General features: G+C 37.0%; 17 protein-coding genes. 6 read left to right on the forward strand and 11 right to left on the reverse strand.

Going from position 1 to position 20,361, the window contains the following annotated elements; all coding sequences use genetic code 11:
- Positions 1-238 precede the first annotated feature (238 nt).
- Positions 239-1,066, reverse strand: coding sequence for a S1C family serine protease (locus GGQ92_RS07455; RefSeq protein WP_184246449.1), 828 nt, complete (start codon positions 1,064-1,066; stop codon positions 239-241).
- Positions 1,067-1,174: 108 nt separating this feature from the next.
- On the opposite strand from GGQ92_RS07455, the gene GGQ92_RS07460 reads away from it, so the two are divergent.
- Positions 1,175-1,729 carry a beta-class carbonic anhydrase gene (locus GGQ92_RS07460; protein WP_184246452.1) on the forward strand — a complete coding sequence of 185 codons (555 nt, stop codon included), beginning with the start codon at positions 1,175-1,177 and terminating at the stop codon, positions 1,727-1,729.
- Positions 1,730-1,920: 191 nt separating this feature from the next.
- Here GGQ92_RS07460 and GGQ92_RS07465 read toward each other — a convergent pair whose 3' ends face one another.
- From GGQ92_RS07465 to GGQ92_RS07485, 5 genes are all read right to left on the reverse strand, one after another.
- Positions 1,921-2,070: a hypothetical protein gene (locus tag GGQ92_RS07465; RefSeq protein ID WP_184246455.1), complete on the reverse strand. Its 150-nt coding sequence runs from the start codon at positions 2,068-2,070 to the stop codon at positions 1,921-1,923.
- A 57-nt stretch (positions 2,071-2,127) separates the two neighbouring features.
- Positions 2,128-2,961: an aldo/keto reductase gene (locus GGQ92_RS07470; RefSeq protein ID WP_184246458.1), complete on the reverse strand. Its 834-nt coding sequence runs from the start codon at positions 2,959-2,961 to the stop codon at positions 2,128-2,130.
- Positions 2,962-3,035: 74 nt separating this feature from the next.
- Positions 3,036-3,950, reverse strand: a complete 915-nt coding sequence (locus tag GGQ92_RS07475) for a DUF7916 family protein (RefSeq protein ID WP_184246461.1) — start codon at positions 3,948-3,950, stop codon at positions 3,036-3,038.
- A 96-nt stretch (positions 3,951-4,046) separates the two neighbouring features.
- Positions 4,047-5,501, reverse strand: coding sequence for an N-acetylglucosamine-specific PTS transporter subunit IIBC (gene nagE / locus GGQ92_RS07480; protein ID WP_184246464.1), 1,455 nt, complete (start codon positions 5,499-5,501; stop codon positions 4,047-4,049).
- A 180-nt stretch (positions 5,502-5,681) separates the two neighbouring features.
- The gene (locus tag GGQ92_RS07485; protein WP_184246467.1) at positions 5,682-6,758 is read right to left on the reverse strand and encodes an undecaprenyldiphospho-muramoylpentapeptide beta-N-acetylglucosaminyltransferase; all 1,077 of its coding nucleotides are present in this window, start codon (positions 6,756-6,758) and stop codon (positions 5,682-5,684) included.
- Between the two features lie 87 nt (positions 6,759-6,845).
- Here GGQ92_RS07485 and GGQ92_RS07490 point away from each other — a divergent pair, with 87 nt between their 5' ends.
- The 4 genes from GGQ92_RS07490 to GGQ92_RS07505 all read left to right on the forward strand — a co-directional run bounded on the left by GGQ92_RS07490 (position 6,846) and on the right by GGQ92_RS07505 (position 10,348).
- Positions 6,846-8,201: an MATE family efflux transporter gene (locus tag GGQ92_RS07490; protein ID WP_184246470.1), complete on the forward strand. Its 1,356-nt coding sequence runs from the start codon at positions 6,846-6,848 to the stop codon at positions 8,199-8,201.
- A gap of 283 nt (positions 8,202-8,484) precedes the next feature.
- Positions 8,485-8,973 (forward strand): hypothetical protein, encoded by a 489-nt coding sequence (locus GGQ92_RS07495; protein WP_184246473.1) that lies wholly within the window; start codon positions 8,485-8,487, stop codon positions 8,971-8,973.
- 47 nt (positions 8,974-9,020) lie between these two features.
- Positions 9,021-9,764, forward strand: coding sequence for a DUF5694 domain-containing protein (locus GGQ92_RS07500; RefSeq protein WP_184246476.1), 744 nt, complete (start codon positions 9,021-9,023; stop codon positions 9,762-9,764).
- A gap of 74 nt (positions 9,765-9,838) precedes the next feature.
- Positions 9,839-10,348: a YcxB family protein gene (locus GGQ92_RS07505; RefSeq protein ID WP_184246479.1), complete on the forward strand. Its 510-nt coding sequence runs from the start codon at positions 9,839-9,841 to the stop codon at positions 10,346-10,348.
- A gap of 141 nt (positions 10,349-10,489) precedes the next feature.
- On the opposite strand, the gene GGQ92_RS07510 is transcribed toward GGQ92_RS07505, so the two are convergent.
- Both GGQ92_RS07510 and GGQ92_RS07515 read right to left on the reverse strand, forming a co-directional pair.
- Entirely contained in the window at positions 10,490-11,914 is a 1,425-nt protein-coding gene (locus GGQ92_RS07510) for an aldehyde dehydrogenase family protein (RefSeq protein WP_184246482.1), read from the reverse strand.
- Between the two features lie 123 nt (positions 11,915-12,037).
- Positions 12,038-13,228, reverse strand: coding sequence for a NupC/NupG family nucleoside CNT transporter (locus tag GGQ92_RS07515; RefSeq protein WP_184246485.1), 1,191 nt, complete (start codon positions 13,226-13,228; stop codon positions 12,038-12,040).
- 272 nt (positions 13,229-13,500) lie between these two features.
- On the opposite strand from GGQ92_RS07515, the gene yhbH reads away from it, so the two are divergent.
- Entirely contained in the window at positions 13,501-14,652 is a 1,152-nt protein-coding gene (gene yhbH / locus GGQ92_RS07520) for a sporulation protein YhbH (protein WP_246384174.1), read from the forward strand.
- A gap of 213 nt (positions 14,653-14,865) precedes the next feature.
- On the opposite strand, the gene odhB is transcribed toward yhbH, so the two are convergent.
- The 3 genes from odhB to GGQ92_RS07535 all read right to left on the reverse strand — a co-directional run bounded on the left by odhB (position 14,866) and on the right by GGQ92_RS07535 (position 20,167).
- Positions 14,866-16,122 carry a 2-oxoglutarate dehydrogenase complex dihydrolipoyllysine-residue succinyltransferase gene (gene odhB, locus GGQ92_RS07525; protein ID WP_184246491.1) on the reverse strand — a complete coding sequence of 419 codons (1,257 nt, stop codon included), beginning with the start codon at positions 16,120-16,122 and terminating at the stop codon, positions 14,866-14,868.
- Entirely contained in the window at positions 16,119-18,986 is a 2,868-nt protein-coding gene (locus tag GGQ92_RS07530) for a 2-oxoglutarate dehydrogenase E1 component (protein WP_343068786.1), read from the reverse strand. The genes odhB and GGQ92_RS07530 overlap by 4 nt, the downstream gene beginning before the upstream one ends.
- A gap of 266 nt (positions 18,987-19,252) precedes the next feature.
- The gene (locus tag GGQ92_RS07535) at positions 19,253-20,167 is read right to left on the reverse strand and encodes an alpha/beta hydrolase (protein ID WP_184246497.1); all 915 of its coding nucleotides are present in this window, start codon (positions 20,165-20,167) and stop codon (positions 19,253-19,255) included.
- Positions 20,168-20,361: the final 194 nt, after the last annotated feature.

The raw sequence follows: 20,361 nt of genomic DNA on the forward strand, positions 1-20,361 counted from the left end.
CCATATTCGTATTACAAAAGATTAAGTTTCCTTGTCGAAATATAGCTACTTTTGACTATAATGAATCTTAATACCTACATACATGCAGTTTTATTTAAAAATAATTGTTACTAATCGTTAAAAATATACGACGACTAAAATATTTGCAACATGGTAGATGAACAAGAGAAGTGTTAGCAAAAATATTGCAGAGAGAAAAATTCAGTTATAATGGCACTTCACTGTGAAAGTTCTCACATTAATAACCGTGCTGGTTTCTATCATGAAAATAGTCAATTGGTACAGCTAAACCAACTTTGCCTTTTTCGGTATTTCTTTGTGTCGCAAAAATTACAGCAACTACCTGACCTTCTTCGTTAATAACAGGTGAACCACTATTACCTCGGTATACCGGAGCTTCTAGCATATAAACAGGAACATCCCAGCTAGATAATTGCGTTGTTCCAACGATGTAACCTTTATTTGCAATTCCGTTAAAACGAAGTGGGTTACCAATAAAAATTACTTTTTCTTTTTCACTGATTGACGAGTTACTTGCCAAAGGTAAATAGGTAAGATCTTTTGCATCTATTTTCAGAAGGGCTAAGTCAATTTCTGGATAAGCCTCTACTAACTCTGCCTGATATAAGCCGTCATCCTGAATTGCTACGGTTATACTCCATTGGTCTTCTACCACATGATGATTCGTTAATACATAGCCATCAGTAGATATAATAAAGCCTGTTCCTTTATTATCTTGACCTTCAATGACTACTACTGATTGACGATAATAGGCTACTTCTTCATCTTGAAGTAACGAAGCAGATGTCTTCAAAAACTGAATAGCAGGTATCGAAAATGTATTTGGAATTAATGCAATGACTTGAATAAACATTGCAATTGCTATAAACCAAATAAAAACTTTCGTTAGAGGTCGACGTTTTTTTACAACTTGCTTATCCTCTTTTTCTTGTTCTTGCTTTTCTTGTAGCTTTCTTTTTTCTTCTTGCACGAGCTCATACATTTCTTCTGGTTCAATATCTTCATATAAATCTTCATCGATAATATCCCAGTCTTTATCCCGCATAAGCCACCTCAAAAACTAATTTGTTTTATTATACCATGATTAAAATTTGATGAAATGTTAAATGTCTCTTATTATTAAATTTATACATATTTAACGGAGGAGTGTACTATGCTGCTTAATCAAATTTTAGAATTTAATGAAAACTTTGTGAAAAACAAACAATACGAAGGCTTTCAAACAGATAGATTCCCAAATAAACGTGCTGTTATTTTTACGTGTATGGATAACCGACTTGTTGATTTAATGCCGAGAGCTCTCAATTTGCAAAACGGCGATGTGAAGATGGTTAAAAACGCAGGTGCTATGATTACGAATCATTATGATAGTACAATGAAAAGCATCCTCGTTGCTGTCTATAATTTGAAGGCAGATGAAATATTTGTCATCTCGCACCACGATTGTGGTATGTCCAATTTTCAAATGGATAATTTTATGGATTTAGTAAAAGAACGAGGAGTTAGTGAAGAAACAATTGCAAACCTAGAAAAAGATCCTAAGGAATGGATGGAAGGCTTTGTCGATGTTCGAACAAATGTGAAGGAATCCGTAGACATGATAAAGAGCCATCCGTTGCTACCAGATGATGTAGTCGTACATGGATTAGTGATAGATCCCGCAACTGGTGAGCTGGAACTAGTAGAAAGAGGTTATGAATCGGAATAATGAAAGCGCCTGGGGCATATTTATCAATTCATACTATAACCCGAACGATTCATTAGAATCTGTTCGGGTTATATGCATTTATAATTACTTCGCTAAAACACTTCGCTTTTACCCATAGGGTATAAGTCAACATCTGTGCAAGAAATAACATTTGCACAGTGTTTCCTATACCTCGGCAACGCCTCAACTAATTACAAAAGTTCATATGAAAACGTATAGGATGTTCGGCTAATATTGCAACGTCCTGTTGCAACGCCGAACTGAATTACATCCTGTAATCCCTCAGCTGTTGCTTTTCCTGCAGGAGTCTCGTGTTTTAAGTACGTAATTAATATCGACATTTTATTCTCTTCTTGGATGATTTAAAATTGACTTATGTCCTAGCCTCGTCCCTTGTCTTAGTCTATTCCATAATCAAATTCATCTGGATGCGCTCCAATACGCTTTTCCAAATTCATTAACTCTATATCTTTAATATCATCGCTAGTTAATTCAAAATCAAATATATTTACATTTTCCAGTTGTCTTTCTTTATGAACAGATTTAGGGATAGTAATAATACCACTCTGAAATTGCCATCTTATAATAATTTGTGCTGGTGTTTTTGTGTGTTTAGCTGCAAGTTTCTTTAAAGTAGGATGGTCGAAATACCTAGCTTTGCCTAATGGCGCCCATGCTTCAACTAATATACCATGTTTATTACAAAACTCCTGTGTCTCAATTTGCTGAAGTTCTGGGTGGAGCTCAATTTGATTTACAGCTGGTGTTATTTCTGCAGATTGAAGAAGCTCCTCCAAATGGTGAGGTAGAAAGTTACTAACACCAATTGCTTTCGCTTTTTCTTCTCGATAAATATCCTCCAATGCACGGTAAGTCTCCGTGTATTTTCCCGGAACTGGCCAATGAACCAAATATAAATCAACGTAATCCATTTGCAGTCTAGATAGACTTCTATTGAATGCTGCTTTTGTCTCCTCATAGCCTTGCTCATCGTTCCATACTTTTGTTGTCACAAAAATTTCTTCCCTTGGGATCCCGCTATCGCGAATAGCCTTGCCTACATCGGACTCATTTGCATACAACGAAGCTGTATCAATATGGCGATAGCCAATTTCCAATGCAGATTTGACCGCTTCGTATACCTCTTTCCCAGGCTCAGCTTTATAAACACCAAGACCAATCGCGGGAATTTTTGTACCATTATTAAGTTCGTACGTCGTGCTAAGATTCATAAGACAAATGCCTCCCCTATCCAAATTAAACGCATTCATTTTTATCTTAGCGTATTTTTTTCTAAATCGCACGTCTAGCGATTAATAGAAGTAGCCATGCGAATATACGTATGTCGTTTGCCGCGGATTGCTATCGAATAATCCATGATTCTCTCTGGAACGGAAATACCATGGTAACCTGCATCCCCACAATGATGAACATCTGCTCCAGCCATTTTATTATATAATGCCATTTGTTGAATCGTTTCTTTATCTGCACCTTCTTGACTCGTACCTATTGTCGTAAGGGCTAGTGCACCTTTTTCATGAATTCTTTCTACTAATGCTTCTGTTTTGGCTAAAGTAGAACCAGGTACTGTTCCGACCCCAGGTATGAGTACGATATCCGCACCCGCGTCGATAAATGACCCAGCTACATCCGGAGTTAATATGCCACCCTTACCAACTTTCACGCCCGAGCTATGCATTTTCCCCGCGATAATAAAAAATTGGTCTTCCGCTATTTCTTTTGCATAATGGATTGCTTGAATAATAGCCTCATTTGTTACTCCTGTTTTTGGATTCCCAGTGAAGCAAATAAAATCAATCCCTAATTCTTTTGCCTTCTGTATCGAGCTTTTTGTTGCTGTCCTACCTTCGTTAAGCTTTTCTAATGTTTCCGTATTGTCAGCATTTTCATCCACTGGTTCTAAATTTATTCCTACTGGCCTTCCGATTAACTTTTTCATCGTAGTGATTACTTGATTCGAATCTACAGTCGGAAGGTCGTTAATATGAGGTGATGTCACATTAAACTGATTTAAGAGAACTAGATCTGCACCAAAGGCAGAAACATATTCCGCGTTCGTTAGTCCTGGATATAAAGGAGATGCCTGAACAATTACTTCTGCTAACATCGTTCTTCCTTCAGACGCTTCAATGGCCTGTAGAAGTTCATTCTTATTCATTTTCTCAAAGTCTGACGCTGTACAATTCAATAAACGTTTCATTAAATGCCACCTCACATCTATTTTCAAGAGAAGAGACAAAAGAAGTTAGCATTGGTTGATTTCCTCACTGATAACATTCTTTTGTCTCCTATTCTTTTATCGTTTATGAAGCTTTTTCACTTCATCGGCTACTGCTTGAACTTGAGTCCCTACAATAACCTGCACACTATTCTTCCCTGTTTTCTGAATTCCTGGTACACCAGTTCTTTTGATTTTTTGTTCATCAATTTTGTCTGCATCCTCTACCTCTAGTCGAAGTCTAGTTGCACAATTGTCGACAGAAATAAGGTTTTCATTTCCACCTAACCCTTCAAATATTTGTTCCGCCATTGTTGCATATTTATCACCCGAAGAAGATGGGGACGTTTTTGCCTCTAATACTTCTTCATCGTCTTCTTCCCTACCAGGTGTTTTCAAATTTAACCTTACAATTAAGAAGCGGAAGAGAAAATAATAAATCACTGCAAATACGAGACCTTGTACCATTAACATCCACGGTTGATTTGCTAATGGTAATCGTGAGCTTAACAAAAAGTCGATTAGGCCTGCACTGAAACCAAACCCTGCAGTCCATTCAAAGGAAGCAGCAATAAATAATGAAAGTCCAGTTAGTACAGCGTGTACGACATATAATACTGGCGCTAAAAACATAAACGAGAACTCAATTGGCTCTGTCACACCTGTTAAAAATGCTGCAAAAGCCCCGGCCATTAATAGTGAAGCTGCCTGTTTTTTTCGTTTTGTTTTTGCTGTATGATACATCGCCAAACAAGCTGCTGGTAACCCAAACATCATTATCGGGAAGTAACCAGCCTGATAACGACCAGTGATACCCTTTTCCCCTTCACCAGCCCAGAATTTAGCAATATCATCAATCCCGGCAACGTCAAACCAAAATACATTATTTAACGCATGATGTAGTCCTACTGGAATTAAAATACGGTTAAAAAAGCCGTATAAACCTGCACCTAGAGCTCCTAGGTTACTAATCATTTCACCAAAGCTAACTAGACCGCTATATACAATTGGCCAGATAAATAAAAGAATAAGAGAAACAATTAACATAGTTCCAGCAGTCAATATCGGCACAAGCCTTTTACCACTAAAGAAAGCCAATGCATCTGGTAGCCTCACATGACTAAATCGATTATATAAAGCAGCAGATATTAATCCAGCAATAATTCCAATAAAGACATTCTCTATATTGTCGCCAAAGGCTGGGTTTACGTCTCCCGCATCTATTTGAAGCAAATTTGCTACGTTATCAGTAGAGAGAACCGTTGTCACAACGAGGTACCCTACTAAACCACTTAAGGCAGAGGCCCCATCCTTTTCCTTCGTCATTCCAATAGCAACACCAACTGCAAATAGAATCGGTATAAAGTCCAAAATAGCTTTTCCTGCACTAATTAGGAATGCTGCATACACGTTGCCTGATCCCCAACCATCTGAATCAATCGCATAACCTATCCCCATTAGGATTGCAGCTGCAGGTAATACTGCAACAGGGAGCATTAACGACTTACCTAGATTTTGAAGATATTTCAACATCAGATTTCGTCCTCCTTATTCATTTTTTTATTGGTGCCCTGTAAAAAAATAAGTATTATTCTAATTGTATGTTTCCCATATTGAATGAATGTACTCTAACTAATTGAATGATTACAAGAAAAAAAGAAGCCCAAACCTACAATAGGTAGCACGGACTCCATAAATATAACGACGATTGATTTAATCCCATTTAGCTTGTTGAAGGATAGCATCTATTACTTTTTGCTTTGCTTCACTAACTTGATACTCTAACATCTTCTCACGAATTGTGTATTTTTCTTTCTTCAAAGCTAATAATTTTTCCTCAAGACTAGCTTTTTCGAGATCTTCTTCTTCTAACACCTTACAATAACCTTGCTTCTCAAACGAACGCGCATTGAGAATTTGGTCCCCTCTTGACGCTTGGCGTGATAAGGGAATGAGTAACATTGGCTTTCGTAAGGCTAAGAACTCAAAGATGGCATTTGCTCCCGCTCGCGAACAAACGAAATCGGTGATTGCAAATAAATCCTTTAATTCATCCTGGACATATTCAAATTGAACATAACCTTGTTGTTCATAGGCTGTATCCACATTATCTTTACCACAAATGTGAATAATTTGGAAATGCTCTAATAAGGTATCTAAATTATCCCGAACGGCATCATTAATTTTTTTCGAGCCCGCGCTTCCTCCCATAATCAATAATACGTCTTTTCCACCTGTAAAACCTGTCAGCTTATATCCTTTATTTCTCTCACCTTGAAATAGCTCTTCTCGAACTACGGCACCAATATAGGTAGCTTTTTCCTCTGGTAAATATTTCATTGTTTCTGGAAAAGTAGCCAATACTTTGCGTGCAAATGGTATTGCTAATTTATTCGCTAAACCAGGTGTATAATCCGATTCGTGAATAACTGCAGGAACTCCGCGCATTTTCGCTGCAGCAAGTACTGGAACGGAAACGAAACCACCTTTAGAGAAAATAACAGCAGGTTTTTTTTTGCCAATGATTCGATGAGCTTGCCCAGTACCATTCAATACTTTAAACGGGTCCTTAAAGTTTTCAATCGAAAAATATCTTCTTAATTTTCCAGTTGATATCGAGTGATAGGTAACACCCCGCAGTGATTGTATGAGATCCTTTTCTATTCCGTTTTTTGATCCGATATAATCAACCTTCCAACCATTTTCTAAAAAGTACGGAATGATGGCTAGATTGACCATTACATGCCCCGCAGTGCCGCCTCCAGTAAAAATAATTTGCTTCTCCTTCATATATATCTCCCTCTCAAAATTAACCAGTATCATTTAAAATATGCTATAATGCTTTGTGCTATTATATCAATTAAAGGAAGTATGACCATGTATGCAACTAAGACTTTAAAAGAAAAAATTAAACTATTATTGATTATACTTATTCCTATTCTAATCACGCAAGTAAGTATGTATGCGATGAACTTTTTTGACACGATTATGTCTGGCCGTGCAGGAGCTAGTGAGTTGGCCGGTGTCGCAATTGGCTCCAGTCTGTGGGTACCTATCTCAACAGGGATAAATGGTATTCTAATGGCGATGTCTCCGATTGTGGCACATTACATTGGTGCTCAGGAAGAAAAGAAAATTCAATTTAGTGTTCAACAAGGCATTTATCTAGCAATTGGATTAGGTGCTATTGTTAGTGTAATAGGATATTTTTTAATTGATCCGATTCTTAATTTGATGGATTTAGAACCACAAGTGCGACATGTAGCGAAGTATTACTTAATTTCATTAGGTTTTGGAATTATACCTATGTTCATTTACAATTTACTGCGATGTTATATAGATGGTTTAGGGCAAACAAGAACATCGATGGTAATCGTATTAATCGCTCTACCGATTAATATACTACTAAACTACATTTTTATTTTCGGAAAACTAGGTGTTCCAGCTATGGGTGGGATTGGTGCCGGAATTGCAACAGCAATCACATTTTTCATTAACATGACGTTATCCATTATTATCGTTTATCGGGTTGAACCTTTTCGTACTCATCGTATTTTTAATAATTGGAAAAAAATCAATTTCCATGAATGGTGGCAACAGCTTCGTATTGGGGTTCCTATCGGATTTTCGATATTCTTTGAAGTAAGTATTTTTGCCGCGGTAACCCTTTTACTCAGTGCATATGGAACAAACACTTTAGCAGCACACCAAGCAGCCAATAGTTTTGCGTCTCTGTTGTATATGATACCTTTAAGCATTGCGATGTCTCTAACCATTGCTGTTGGATATGAAGTTGGTGCCAAGAGGATGAGCGATGCTAAGACATACGCATATACAGGAATCGTCTCCGGTGTATTTTTCTCTTTATTTGCCGGTGGTATTATTTATTTATTAGATACGCAAGTGGCAGGACTATATAGTAATAATCCTGAAGTTATTGAGTTAACAAAAAATTTCTTGTACTTTGCGATATTTTTCCAATTTGCTGATGGAGTCGCCGCACCAATTCAAGGAGTTTTACGAGGATATAAGGATGTAAACATTACATTTTGGATGGCATTGATTTCATACTGGGCCATTGGTTTACCAAGTGGATATTTATTAGCAAATTACACAACGATGGATGCTTACGGTTATTGGATGGGACTGATTATAGGTCTAACTGTTGGTGCTATCACATTGTTTAGTAGAATGTATTATCTTCAAAAACGATTAGAAAAGAAATTAACATAGTTAGAATACAGAGTCTACTTGGATTAGTAGGCTCTGTTTTTTTATAATACTCTCTGTTCATCATGAAATTAATTTAGAATATGTGAACTATTAGGAATCCCAAGCCACTGGTTTTATTTAAAAGTGAAGTAGCATTTATATTTGTTTAAAGGTAATATAGTAAAAATTAGGTAATTATATGATACTATAATGTTATGAAATTAAGCGTTTTTTATCTATAGAAAAATATTGAACACCGATTTAAAGTTTTAATACATTACGTGAACAAGTAAGGGGAAAAAAAGTGAAAAACGACTTGGAAAAAAGACTAGTATATTTGTTTTCGGGAGAATTTGCAGCAGTAATTACGTTTATTTTTGTTTACTTCTTTTATCGTTCCGCTATTTCGATTGATACTTTTACACTGAACTATGTATTTGTCACGTTAAACTTTATCTTGCTACAAGGGAGTCTTTTTTGGTTTATAAAATGGAGAAGGTTAAAAACTAAAAGATTGATCTTCCCAAAGCTTTATAGAACGTTCATTATCTTTAAAAAAATTAATTTTATACTTTTATGTGCAACACCAATTATTTTACTAATTGAAATGTATATAATGAGTAGCTCTTTTTTGTCCGCAATTTTTCTTATTATGATTATCTACGGATTTGCTATCATTGAGTATATTAACTATTATCACATACAATTAACTAACTATAATAATGGACGAGGGAAAAAAGCTTCCATTGCAAAAGAAATTAGAAAATATTCTAAGCGTCAATTGGATTTTTAATAATTGAATTATTCAATACACTGATATTAATCTGGGAGGTCAGCTATATGGATAGGAAACCAACTATTTTGGTACTAGGTACAGACCATTTAGATAACCCAAATAACGGGGATATGTTTATGAGTGAAACCGAAGATATTCTTAATATAAATAGGCAAATCGAAATTAACCAGGTTATTAATTCTCTAAGAGAATTCAATCCGACAAAAATTGCTTTGGAAGTATTAACAAATAATCAAAGCAAGCTAAACCACGATTATCAGTCTTATCTAAATGGCAACTTCGAACTAACCTCAAACGAACGTCATCAATTTGGCTTTCAGTTGGCTAAAGTTATGAACTTAAGAGAACTATTTGCTGTTGATTGGAACGAAAGTATTGAAGGGGTTCCGGATTTAGGGAGTATTCTAGCGGCAAACAAATCAGATCTATTTGATGAAGTAGCTGAAAAAGGTAAACAGGTAACCTTAAAGACCGAGAATTATTTTAAAAAGCATACAATAAAAGAATTTTTACTTTGGCTTAATGACGAAGAAAACGTTAAATCGAACCATGAAATATATATGAAGCTTGCATTAGTGGGGAGTAAAAATAAACCAATTGGTTCAATGTGGGTAGCACAATATTGGTATTATAGAAATATGGTTATCTATAAAAATATAGTAGAGCTAATAGATTCAAACGAAGATAGAATTTTAGTATTATATGGTGCTGGTCATCTAAAATTGCTGAACCAGTTTTTTTTGGATAGCAATATTTTCGATGTGGAAAAGGTACAAGACTATCTTTAACAGACAGTCAGGAATTCAAAAATACATTTCCATTAAAAATATATATTCAACACGCTTTATCGGGGGGCTAAGAAATGAAGGTATTATACGCATCTGGAATACTTTCTAAAGAGGAGTTTGTTAAATTAAATGTTTTTCACAGAAGAGGATTCAGTTTTATTGTTTCCATTTTTGTTCCTTTATATTTTTTCATCACAAACGATTATAATTTTAATTTAAACTTTATCCTTTTAATACCTTTTATGTTTATTTTTATTCTGTTACTTATAATTATGTCGAAAATGCTTTTTAAATATTCCGCTCGTAAACAGTTCGATAGTGATCCATTGGCTAGGCTAGAAAGAAAATACACAATAACAACAACAGGAATTACTGAACAGATTATAGGGAAATCTCATGTAGATTTTAAATGGAGTGACGTTAAAAAGAGCTTTGAACTAGACCATTTATTTGTGTTGTACATATCAAATAGATCCGCCCTGCTTATACCTAAAAAATTTTTCAATTCGGCTGAGGACATATCTGCTTTTAAGGAAATTGCAAATGAAAACCTAAGACATAAGATTAAAAGGAAGTTCATTTAATACTATAATGAAACTACTATACCGTCTTTTCGCGATCAAACTTCTGATACACTTATAATATAGATACATTTAAGAAACAAATAAGAGCTCCCCTATTTGGAAGCTCTTATGTACCACTCTATTTCAACTAATAGAACGTCTTTAAAAATCTAAGTTCAATACGATTAATTTTTCGTTCGTCATTTCTTTAATGGTGTATTTTGGACCTTCTTTGCCGCTACCACTATTTTTCACTCCGCCGTATGGCATTAAATCTACACGGTAGGAGGATGCATCATTTACCATCATCCCTCCCACTTCCATATGTTTCGCTGCATAAAAAGCGGTATTAATATTATTCGTAAAGATAGCACCCTGTAGACCGTATTTAGACTGATTTACATCGATAAGACAATCATCGATATTTTCAAATTCCGTAATCGTTACAACTGGAGCAAATATTTCTTCACAGACCACCTTCATATTTCTCGACACGTTTGTTAAAACTGTCGGCTCTAGTAAGGCACCTTCACGATTACCACCGTATGCTATTGTAGCACCATTTCGTACGGCTTCTTGAATCCATTCCTCAGCTCTTTTTGCTTCTTTTTCATCGATCATTGGACCAATATCTGTTGTAGGATCGGACGGATTACCAACATTCAAAGCCTTAATTTCATCGAGAAATTTAGTTAAAAATTCTTCCCTAATCTCTTTGTGTAAATATACTCTTTGGACAGCGATACAAACTTGTCCAGCATACGCAAAGCTCTGCGCTGCTATTGCTTTGCTTGCCTTCGTTAGATCAGCATCTTTATCTACAATAACCGGAGAATTATTGCCGAGTTCAAGAATTAACTTTTTCAGCCCTGTTTTTTGTTTGAATTGTAATCCAACGTCTGTACTTCCTGTAAATGTATATAGAGCAATACGTTCATCTTCCATTAATACATTACCTACTGTAGATCCAGGACCTGGCAATACATGTAACATTCCTGCAGGCAGACCAGCTTCTTGTAAAATTTCAGCTAGTTTAATAGCAGAAATAGGTGTTTGACTTGCTGGTTTCAAGATAACAGTATTTCCGGCAGCTAGTGCTGGTGCTATTTTGTGTGCCACTAGGTTTAGTGGAAAATTAAATGGACTGATAGCAGCTACTATCCCAACTGGTACACGAATCGTGAACGCAAGTCTATTTTCTGATCCGGGAGCAGATTCTACTGGCACTCCTTCACCCGTAATTCTTTTTGCTTCTTCCGCAGATACGAGAAGTGTCTCTACTGCTCTATCGACTTCTCCTCGTGATTGTTTGATTGGCTTGCCAGCTTCTTGCATGATGATTTGAGCCATCTCTTCCTTTTGTTCTTGAAGTAGATTAGCTGCTTTATACAAGATTTGATATCTTTCATATGCTGAAAGTGTGTTATTTTTAAAAGCATCCTCAGCACTATCAATAGCTTGAAGCACTAGCTTTTTATCAGCTTTACTCACTTCTGCAATAGGCTCTTGTTTATATTTATCAGTAACTTGGATTTTTTCATCGGTATTAAGCCATTCCCCATCTATAAGTAGTGAATATTGTTTCATGATATTCTCTCCCCTTAACGTTGTACGGGTCCTCTCCCTTATGTATTGTCTATGATGTTTTTTATGTCTGGTATCGTCTATTTCTATCCAGAGTCAAGTACCCTCTATCAAGAGTGAAAGCTCTTATATAAATAAGCCTGCAATAGTTGCGGAAAGTATCGATGCTAGTGTCGCACCAACTAATAATTTTAGCCCATATCTTGAAACTCTTGCTCCTTTTTCAGCATCTAGACCTTGTACGGTTCCTGCAATTATCCCAATGGACGAGAAGTTAGCAAAGCTCGTTAAAAATACGGTTAAAATACCTGTGGCCTTTTCTGAAATATTTCCTACTAATGGTTGAAGTTCTAACATCGCTACAAATTCGTTGGTGATTATTTTTGTCCCCATAATTGAGCCTGCTGAAATCGCTTCGCTTGCTGGGATTCCCATAAGGAAAGCAATTGGCGAAAAGACATAACCTAAAATTTGTTGCAGTGTAACACCACCAAAAATTGCTTGTGTTATCCAGTTTACTAATTCTAATGAAGCTATAAAAGCAACTAGCATTGCTGCAACAATAAGTGCTATTTTTCCACCATCTAAGGCACCATTCCCCATTGCTTCAAAGAAACTTTTTGCATCGGAAACTTCTTTAATATCCACTACATCTTCTTCTGGTCTCACTTTTACAGGAGCAATAATGGAAGCAACAATAAGCGCACTAAACATATTTAACGGTACTGCAACTAGAACATACTCCACTGGAAGCATCTGTATGTAAGCTCCGATAATCGATGCCGAAACGGAACCCATCGCTGAGGCGCTAACGATATATAATCGATTATCATTCAAGTGATGAAATTGTGACTTAATGGCAAGTAGTGCTTCCGATTGTCCAAAGAACATACTATTCACAGCATTAAATGATTCTACTTTAGGTAGACCTGTTATTTTGGATAAACCCCAACCAATATATTTAATTAATAATGGTAAGATTCGTAAATACGTTAAAATAGAAAGTAATGTCGCAAAGAAAATGATTAATAACAATACGTTAAAAAAGAAAACACTTGCGCCTTCTTCAATAACTAAACCTCCAAGAATAAAGGCCACACCTGTTTGTCCAAACTCAATCAATTTATTAAACATAGAAGAAATGGACTGTATTATTATCTCTCCTATTGGCGTCATGAACATAAACCATGTTGTAATTAGTTGTGCCAGTAGCATGACCCCTATACCAATAAAATTGATATTCTTTCTATCATTGGATAGAGCGTACGCCAATCCAATCACAATCAATACAGACAAAACCCCTAATAAAATACTCATATTTGCTCCTCCGATCCAATTCTCGTTATTACTAATTTACCCATTTTCACTTAGCAATAATCCTAACTAACATTTATATTATTTAGATTAATGCTTAAACATGTACAAAGTTTTCTCGTGAACTACTCCAGATTACATTCTCCTAAATACACATCTCTATACAATAACACAAAAAAGGGAGATTATTTAAAGAATTACCTCTCAAAATGTTTAATCTTTTTACCTCCCTGCGCATACAATGGATTAATACAAGCAGAGGAGGGGATGTTCACTTGAAAAATAGAAATTTTGTTATATCGGAAGAAGATTGGTCCCTCCACCGAAAAGGGTTTGATGACCAAAAACGTCATCAGGATAAAATAAAAGAGGTATTGAGAAACAAACTACCTGAAGTAATTAGTGAAGAAAACATCGTTATGTCAAGGGGAAAAGATATTATTCGTATCCCTATTCGTTCTTTAGACGAATATAAAATACGTTACAATTCATCAAATCGTAAACATGTTGGTCAAGGTGACGGGGAGGGCAACCCAAGTGTAGGGGATGTAATAGGTAAGGATTCTTCTGACCAATCCGATAAGGCTGGTGATAAAGCAGGCGATCAGCCTGGAATAGATTATTATGAGGCAGAGGTCGATTTTGAAACAATCGAGGAAGCCTTTTTTTCTCAACTTGAGCTACCGAATTTACAGGAAAAAGAGAAAGATAATATTACGACAACAAATATTGAATTTAACGATATCCGCAAGCAAGGTTTAACTGGTAATATTGATAAAAAACGTACGATGCTCGCAGCTTATTTACGTAATGCTTTGGAAGGAATCCCTACTTTTTCACCAATTTATCCTGATGACCTACGTTATAAAACGTGGGACGATGTGGTTAAACCTGAGTCAAAAGCTGTCGTTATTGCACTGATGGACACAAGTGGCTCGATGGGGCAATTTGAAAAGTATGTAGCAAGAAGTTTCTATTTTTGGATGGTACGATTTTTACGGAAAAAATACGAAACAGTGGATGTGGAGTTTGTAGCACACCATACAGAGGCAAAGGTTGTAGACGAAGAATCCTTCTTCACAAAGGGCGAGAGTGGAGGAACCATTTGTTCATCCGCTTATCGAAAAGCAATCGATTTAATTGAATCCAAATATTCACCTAGTCGATATAATATTTATGTCTTTCACTTTTCTGATGGTGATAATTTAACGTCTGATAATCGCAGAGTAATGGAGGCATTAGAAAAATTATTTCCATATATTAATATGTTTGGCTATGGTGAAGTGAATCAGTTCAATCGTTACTCTACTTTAATGCAAACGTTTAAACATATTAACCACCCATTATTTAAACATTTTATCTTACGGAACCGCGAAGACGTATTTTATGCGATGAAGGAATTCTTTAGTAAGCAAAAAACAACATAAATATAGAAAAGCGTAAGCACCTTGTTCACCCTCGACAAGCTTAAGTAAGGCTTGACGTGGCGCTCTTTGCCACAGAATAGCATTACTTAAGACCTCGAGGGGGTAGGGGCTGAAGCTAGACAATATAGAAAAGCACAAGCGCCTTGCTCATCCCCGTTAAACAAAAAAGTCGCCAAAGGAGTATAATATCTCCTCTGGCGATTTTGTGTTCTATTATCCTTCTAACAATAAATCATATGGATCTTCTAAAAGTTGTTTAATACGCACTAAGAATTGGACAGCTTCTTTTCCATCTACAATGCGGTGGTCATAGGACAATGCCACATACATCATTGGACGAATTTCTATCGTATCATCCGGCATTGCTACAGGACGTTTTTGAATCGTATGCATTCCTAAAATCCCTACTTGAGGCGCATTTAAAATCGGTGTAGATAATAGAGAACCGAATATTCCACCATTTGTTATGGTGAAGGATCCACCTTGTAAATCTTGAAGCTGTAATTCTTTATTACGAGCTTTTAGACCAAGATCCATAATTTCAGATTCAATTCCAGCAAAGTCTAACTTATCAGCATCACGTACAACTGGAACTACTAATCCATCATCTGTCGATACCGCAATACCAATATCATAGAATTTCTTTAATAGAATTTCATTATCTTCAATTTCAGCATTAAGATATGGGAAATCTTTTAATGCTGCAACGACTGCTTTTGTAAAGAATGACATAAATCCAAGCTTTACACCATGCTTTTCTTGGAATTTATCTTTTCTTTCACTTCTGAGCTTCATTACTGCTGTCATATCAATCTCGTTAAACGTTGTTAGCATAGCTGAATTGTGCTGTGCTTCCACTAAACGCTTTGCAATTGTTTGACGACGACGTGACATTTTCTCGCGTTCGATGCGATTATCGGAAGTTTGTTCATTAGCTGCTGGTTGGCTCGCTTTCTTCTCATTACTAGATTGTGCTTTGGAAGGTGCTTTTGCGTGTTGTTCTACATCTTCTGAACGTACACGCCCTAATGGATCACTTGCTTGAACTTCTGATAAATCGATACCTAATTCACGAGCTCGTTTTCTCGTGGCTGGTGAAGCAATAACTTTATCTTTAGAACCTGCAGACGGTGATGCAGATTCTTTACTTTCCTCAGCCTGTGAGTCTTCCTTAGCTGTTTCTTCTTTAGGCGTATCCGTAGATGGTGATTCAGATGACGATGCAGTTGCACTTCCACTTTCGTCTATTTCAGCGATTACCTCACCTACTTCTACATCTTCCCCTTCTTGCTTTAAAACCTTCGCAAGAGTACCACTGTATTCAGCATTTACTTCAACGTTCACTTTATCTGTTTCTAGCTCACAGATAGGATCCCCTTTTTGGACGGATTCACCTTCTTTAACTAACCATTCGGCTATCGTACCTTCTGAAATAGATTCTGCTAACTCTGGCACCTTGATTTCTTTCATTTGGATTCTCCTCCTTCAGACATCTCTAAAGCTTTTGCTAAAATACGTTTTTGCTCCGTTCTGTGAATTTGTGGATCTCCTACCGAAGGCGAAGAACGATGACAACGGCCAACATATTTTAATTCTATATCTTTACCTAATTCATCTAGCATTGTGAATAGAGGTTCTTTCACAAAATCCCAGCTTCCCATATTCTTCGGTTCTTCCTGGACCCATACAACTTCTTTTACATTCGGACATCCCTTTAATACCTCTTTTATCTGTTTTAGCGGGAATGGATATATTTGCTCTACTCTAAGCACGTGAACATGCTTGTAGCCTTCCGGGTTCTCGCTCATTTTCTCTTCAATATCAACCATCACTTTACCAGAACCAATAAGTAGCCGTTCCGCTTTTTTGGACGTTTTATTGAGACCCGGTTGGAGCAATAGTGGCTTAAATTTTCCAGTTGTAAATTCTTTAAGCTCCGACACTGCTCGTGGGCTTCGTAATAAACTTTTCGGTGTCATTATGATTAGTGGACGAGCTGCTTCACTATCTACAAGGGCTGCTTGCCTACGTAACAAGTGGAAGAATTGCGCACTATTTGTTACATTCGCAACAATCCAGTTGTTTTCTGCAGCACTCTGTAAAAATCTCTCCAATCGCGCACTCGAGTGTTCTGGTCCTTGACCTTCATAGCCATGGGGTAAAAGAACTACCATGTTGGAGCGCTCTCCCCATTTTGCTCGAGCAGAGGAGATGAACTGGTCAAAGATAACTTGAGCCACGTTAGCAAAATCACCAAATTGCGCTTCCCATAATACTAGGGTTTTAGGGGCTTTTACACTATATCCATATTCAAAACCTAGTACCGCTACCTCTGAAAGCGGGCTATTATGGATATCAAAGGTTGCCTTCGCTTCCGATAAACCATGCATAGGACTATATGTTTCATTCGTCTCCACATCATGTAGTACAAGATGTCGATGGGCGAATGTACCACGCTCGGAATCTTGACCACTCATACGAATTGGCAAACCATCATGAAGGATGGAACCAAATGCGAGGGCTTCACCAACCGCCCAATCCGCTTTTCCTTCTTTATCAAATGTTTCATGTCGCTTCTGAAGTATTCTCTCAAGTTTTTTGAAAGCTTGGAATCCTTCTGGTCGCTCCAATAACCCTTTGTTTATCGATTTAAGTACGTCTTCTGGTACAGCCGTATCAAAATCTTCTAAATCCTTTTGTAAAGCCTCTGGTATTGGTTCTGCTTCTGGGTTTTCATTAATGTTCTCTGTCATACTATCGTAGATGCCTTTTAGTTTTTCAAAGACACCATTTTTCATTGATTCAAAGGTTTCTGGTGTAATAATCCCCTCATCCTCAAGTTGCTTTGCATAAACGGATGCACAAGTAGGATGATTATCGATTTGTTTATATAGTAATGGCTGAGTAGCACGTGGTTCATCCATTTCGTTATGTCCATAACGACGGTATCCAACTAAGTCAATCACTATATCTTTTTTAAACTTCTTGCGATAATCATACGCTAATACTGCCGCTGCAATACAAGCTTCTGGATCGTCGGCATTTACATGGATAATCGGCACCTCGAAACCTTTCGCTAAATCGCTCGCATATCTCGTAGAACGACTCTGTTCTTGACTTGTTGTAAACCCGACAAGATTATTTGCGATAATATGTAAGGTTCCACCAGTTTCGTAGCCAGGTAATGCACTCAGATTAAACGTTTCAGGAACTACTCCCTCACCGATAAATGCTGCGTCCCCATGTATTAATATTGCAAAGGCCTTATTTGTGTCACGAATCGGTTTACCTTTTTGATATCGGTAATCCTGCGCGGCTCTCGTAAAACCTTCTACAACTGGATTCACAAACTCTAAGTGTGAAGGGTTATGAGCTAGTGTAATTTTTGTAGGCGATGGCTTTTCGCCTCCTACTTCACGCTCTGCTCCAAAATGGTATTTTACATCTCCAGTCCAGCCATAAGAAATAGCTCTAGAGTCTGGTGAAGATGGAATTAATTCTTTATCAGCTGACGGATGGAATTCGGAAAATAGTTTATCAAAAGGCTTACCTAATATGTGTGTGAGTACACTTAACCTTCCGCGGTGTGCCATCCCCATTAGAATTTCTTCTGTGTCATCATAGAGTGAATTTTGCACAAATCGATCCAATATCGGGACCATCATTTCTAATCCTTCGATCGAGAATCGTTTCTGTGCTACGAATGTCTTGGCTAAGAAATTCTCAAAGCCTTCAACATCTGTGATTTTTTGTAACAATTCTTTTTTCTCTTCCTGTGACATGGATAAGCGATATTTTCCTGATTCGATATTCTGTTGAAACCAGTAACGCTCTTCATCGTTATTAACATGGTCATATTCAAATGAAATTCTACTCGCATACTGATTAAGTAGATATTCCACTAAATCGTTAGCAGTTTTAACGCCATCTACCTGACCTTCCCACACCCATTCGGCAGGAATCGCTTCCAAATCTTCTTTCGTTAAACCATAGTTTTCTGGTTCGACTACCGAAGTATCGATGGAATCCCCTGCTTTAACTGGGTATATATCCGCTTTCAAATGACCGTAACGACGAATAGCCTCAACAAGCCTGATTGCTGAGGTGAGATGCTTCGCATTCATATTGAAGGATGAATTGCTATGTTGCGTTGCTTCTCCCTGCTGGTTTACTGTTGCTACTTTGGGAGCTCCGTATTGCTCAAACATTTCCTGTAATGAGGCATCTACAGAGTTCTTATCTTCCAAATAGCGCTCATACTGTTCTTCTAAATATCCCATATTAGGACCATAAAATTTCGTCCAGAATCTCTCACTGGATCCCTGCTGTGTCACGTCATATACCCCCATTAGAAGTCACTTAGTACTTTTTTCTTGAACTCCCCATCCAAATAAATATAATGTTTAACCATTACACCAATAAATATAACCTATTTCACCTTGGGAAACAACAATTTCGATACGATAATTGAAAAACTTTTAAAGCGTTATCTTAATTTATTGTAAACGGCTTCAAAAGTAGGTGATTTGAACTAGTATAATGGGATTTATTTCATATTAATTTCACTAAGCAACTCTATGTTTTTTTGATTAACCATCATTTATTTAATTTCCATTGCAAAACGTTTAAGCAACCATCGTTCTGCTAAATCTATCCATTGTGCAGCATCTGCATTTATTAAATCATGGTTGTTCGCTGTTGCCTGTGTTGAGAGACTTAAACCGTGTGGACCTTCTTCAAAAATATGTACCTCAAAAGGAATACCTTTGTCTGCTAAAGCAGTAGCCATTCTAGTAGTGTGACCAACTGGAACTAAGGAATCCTCACTTGTGGACCACAAAAACATAGGAGGTGTGTGTTCATTTACAAGGCGAGCGGGACTTACTTTGTATAATGCCTCATCATCTGGCGTTTCTGTACCTAAGAGTGACATAGCAGAAGCTCTAAATAACGCTTCGTCTGATTCATTCTTCTCAATATCTCGCATATACAAGTAATCACTCAGCATATAACCTGCAATTGTAGTGGCTGGTCGAAGTGCTTCAGGATTTACCTTAAAATAATCCGTTAATATTTCGTGATTCCAATAAACAGAGTAAGTTGCCACGTTATGAGCACCTGCTGAAAAACCACATAGAGCTATTTTATCTGTGTCAATTAACCAATTATCTGCATTCTCTCTTAGCAATAGCATAGCTGCACCGATGTCTCTTATAGGTGATGGAAAAATCGTGCGCTCTCGTTTTTCTACTCCTTTATGAACTAATTCGAATGATTCTCCTTTTTCAAAATAAACGGAATAACGTAAAACAAAGACATGATAGCCCATAGCTGCAAATCGTAGCGCAACTGGTTCTGCCTCCCGATCTGAACAAAATAAATATGCACCCCCAGGACAAATTAGAACAGCAGGTCGCTTTTTACCATTATGTATTTCCGGTGAATCATCCTGAACATACGTAGTCAATATAACATCTTCACGATTTTCATAAAGTTGTATTTTTTCTACTAGCATTGCTCAACCTCCTTTATTTATTAACCAAATTATATACCTCTCCTTCCCATTTGCAAATGGGTATAGAAAAGCGAAAGCACCTTGCTCACCCCCGACAAGCTTAAGTAAGGCTTGACGTGGCGTTCTTTGCCACAGAATAGCATTACTTAAGACCTCGAGGGGGTAGGTGCTAGAGCTAGACAATAAGAAAAGCG

This window comes from Gracilibacillus halotolerans, from assembly GCF_014206945.1.
Taxonomy (GTDB): domain Bacteria; phylum Bacillota; class Bacilli; order Bacillales; family Amphibacillaceae; genus Gracilibacillus; species Gracilibacillus halotolerans.

Coding starts and splice junctions, on each gene's coding strand:
- GGQ92_RS07455 (WP_184246449.1), bottom strand. CDS start 1,066: ATGCGGGATAAAGACTGGGATATTATCGATGAAGATTTATATGAAGAT.
- GGQ92_RS07460 (WP_184246452.1), top strand. CDS start 1,175: ATGCTGCTTAATCAAATTTTAGAATTTAATGAAAACTTTGTGAAAAAC.
- GGQ92_RS07465 (WP_184246455.1), bottom strand. CDS start 2,070: ATGTCGATATTAATTACGTACTTAAAACACGAGACTCCTGCAGGAAAA.
- GGQ92_RS07470 (WP_184246458.1), bottom strand. CDS start 2,961: ATGAATCTTAGCACGACGTACGAACTTAATAATGGTACAAAAATTCCC.
- GGQ92_RS07475 (WP_184246461.1), bottom strand. CDS start 3,950: ATGAAACGTTTATTGAATTGTACAGCGTCAGACTTTGAGAAAATGAAT.
- nagE (WP_184246464.1), bottom strand. CDS start 5,501: ATGTTGAAATATCTTCAAAATCTAGGTAAGTCGTTAATGCTCCCTGTT.
- GGQ92_RS07485 (WP_184246467.1), bottom strand. CDS start 6,758: ATGAAGGAGAAGCAAATTATTTTTACTGGAGGCGGCACTGCGGGGCAT.
- GGQ92_RS07490 (WP_184246470.1), top strand. CDS start 6,846: ATGTATGCAACTAAGACTTTAAAAGAAAAAATTAAACTATTATTGATT.
- GGQ92_RS07500 (WP_184246476.1), top strand. CDS start 9,021: ATGGATAGGAAACCAACTATTTTGGTACTAGGTACAGACCATTTAGAT.
- GGQ92_RS07505 (WP_184246479.1), top strand. CDS start 9,839: ATGAAGGTATTATACGCATCTGGAATACTTTCTAAAGAGGAGTTTGTT.
- GGQ92_RS07510 (WP_184246482.1), bottom strand. CDS start 11,914: ATGAAACAATATTCACTACTTATAGATGGGGAATGGCTTAATACCGAT.
- GGQ92_RS07515 (WP_184246485.1), bottom strand. CDS start 13,228: ATGAGTATTTTATTAGGGGTTTTGTCTGTATTGATTGTGATTGGATTG.
- odhB (WP_184246491.1), bottom strand. CDS start 16,122: ATGAAAGAAATCAAGGTGCCAGAGTTAGCAGAATCTATTTCAGAAGGT.
- GGQ92_RS07535 (WP_184246497.1), bottom strand. CDS start 20,167: ATGCTAGTAGAAAAAATACAACTTTATGAAAATCGTGAAGATGTTATA.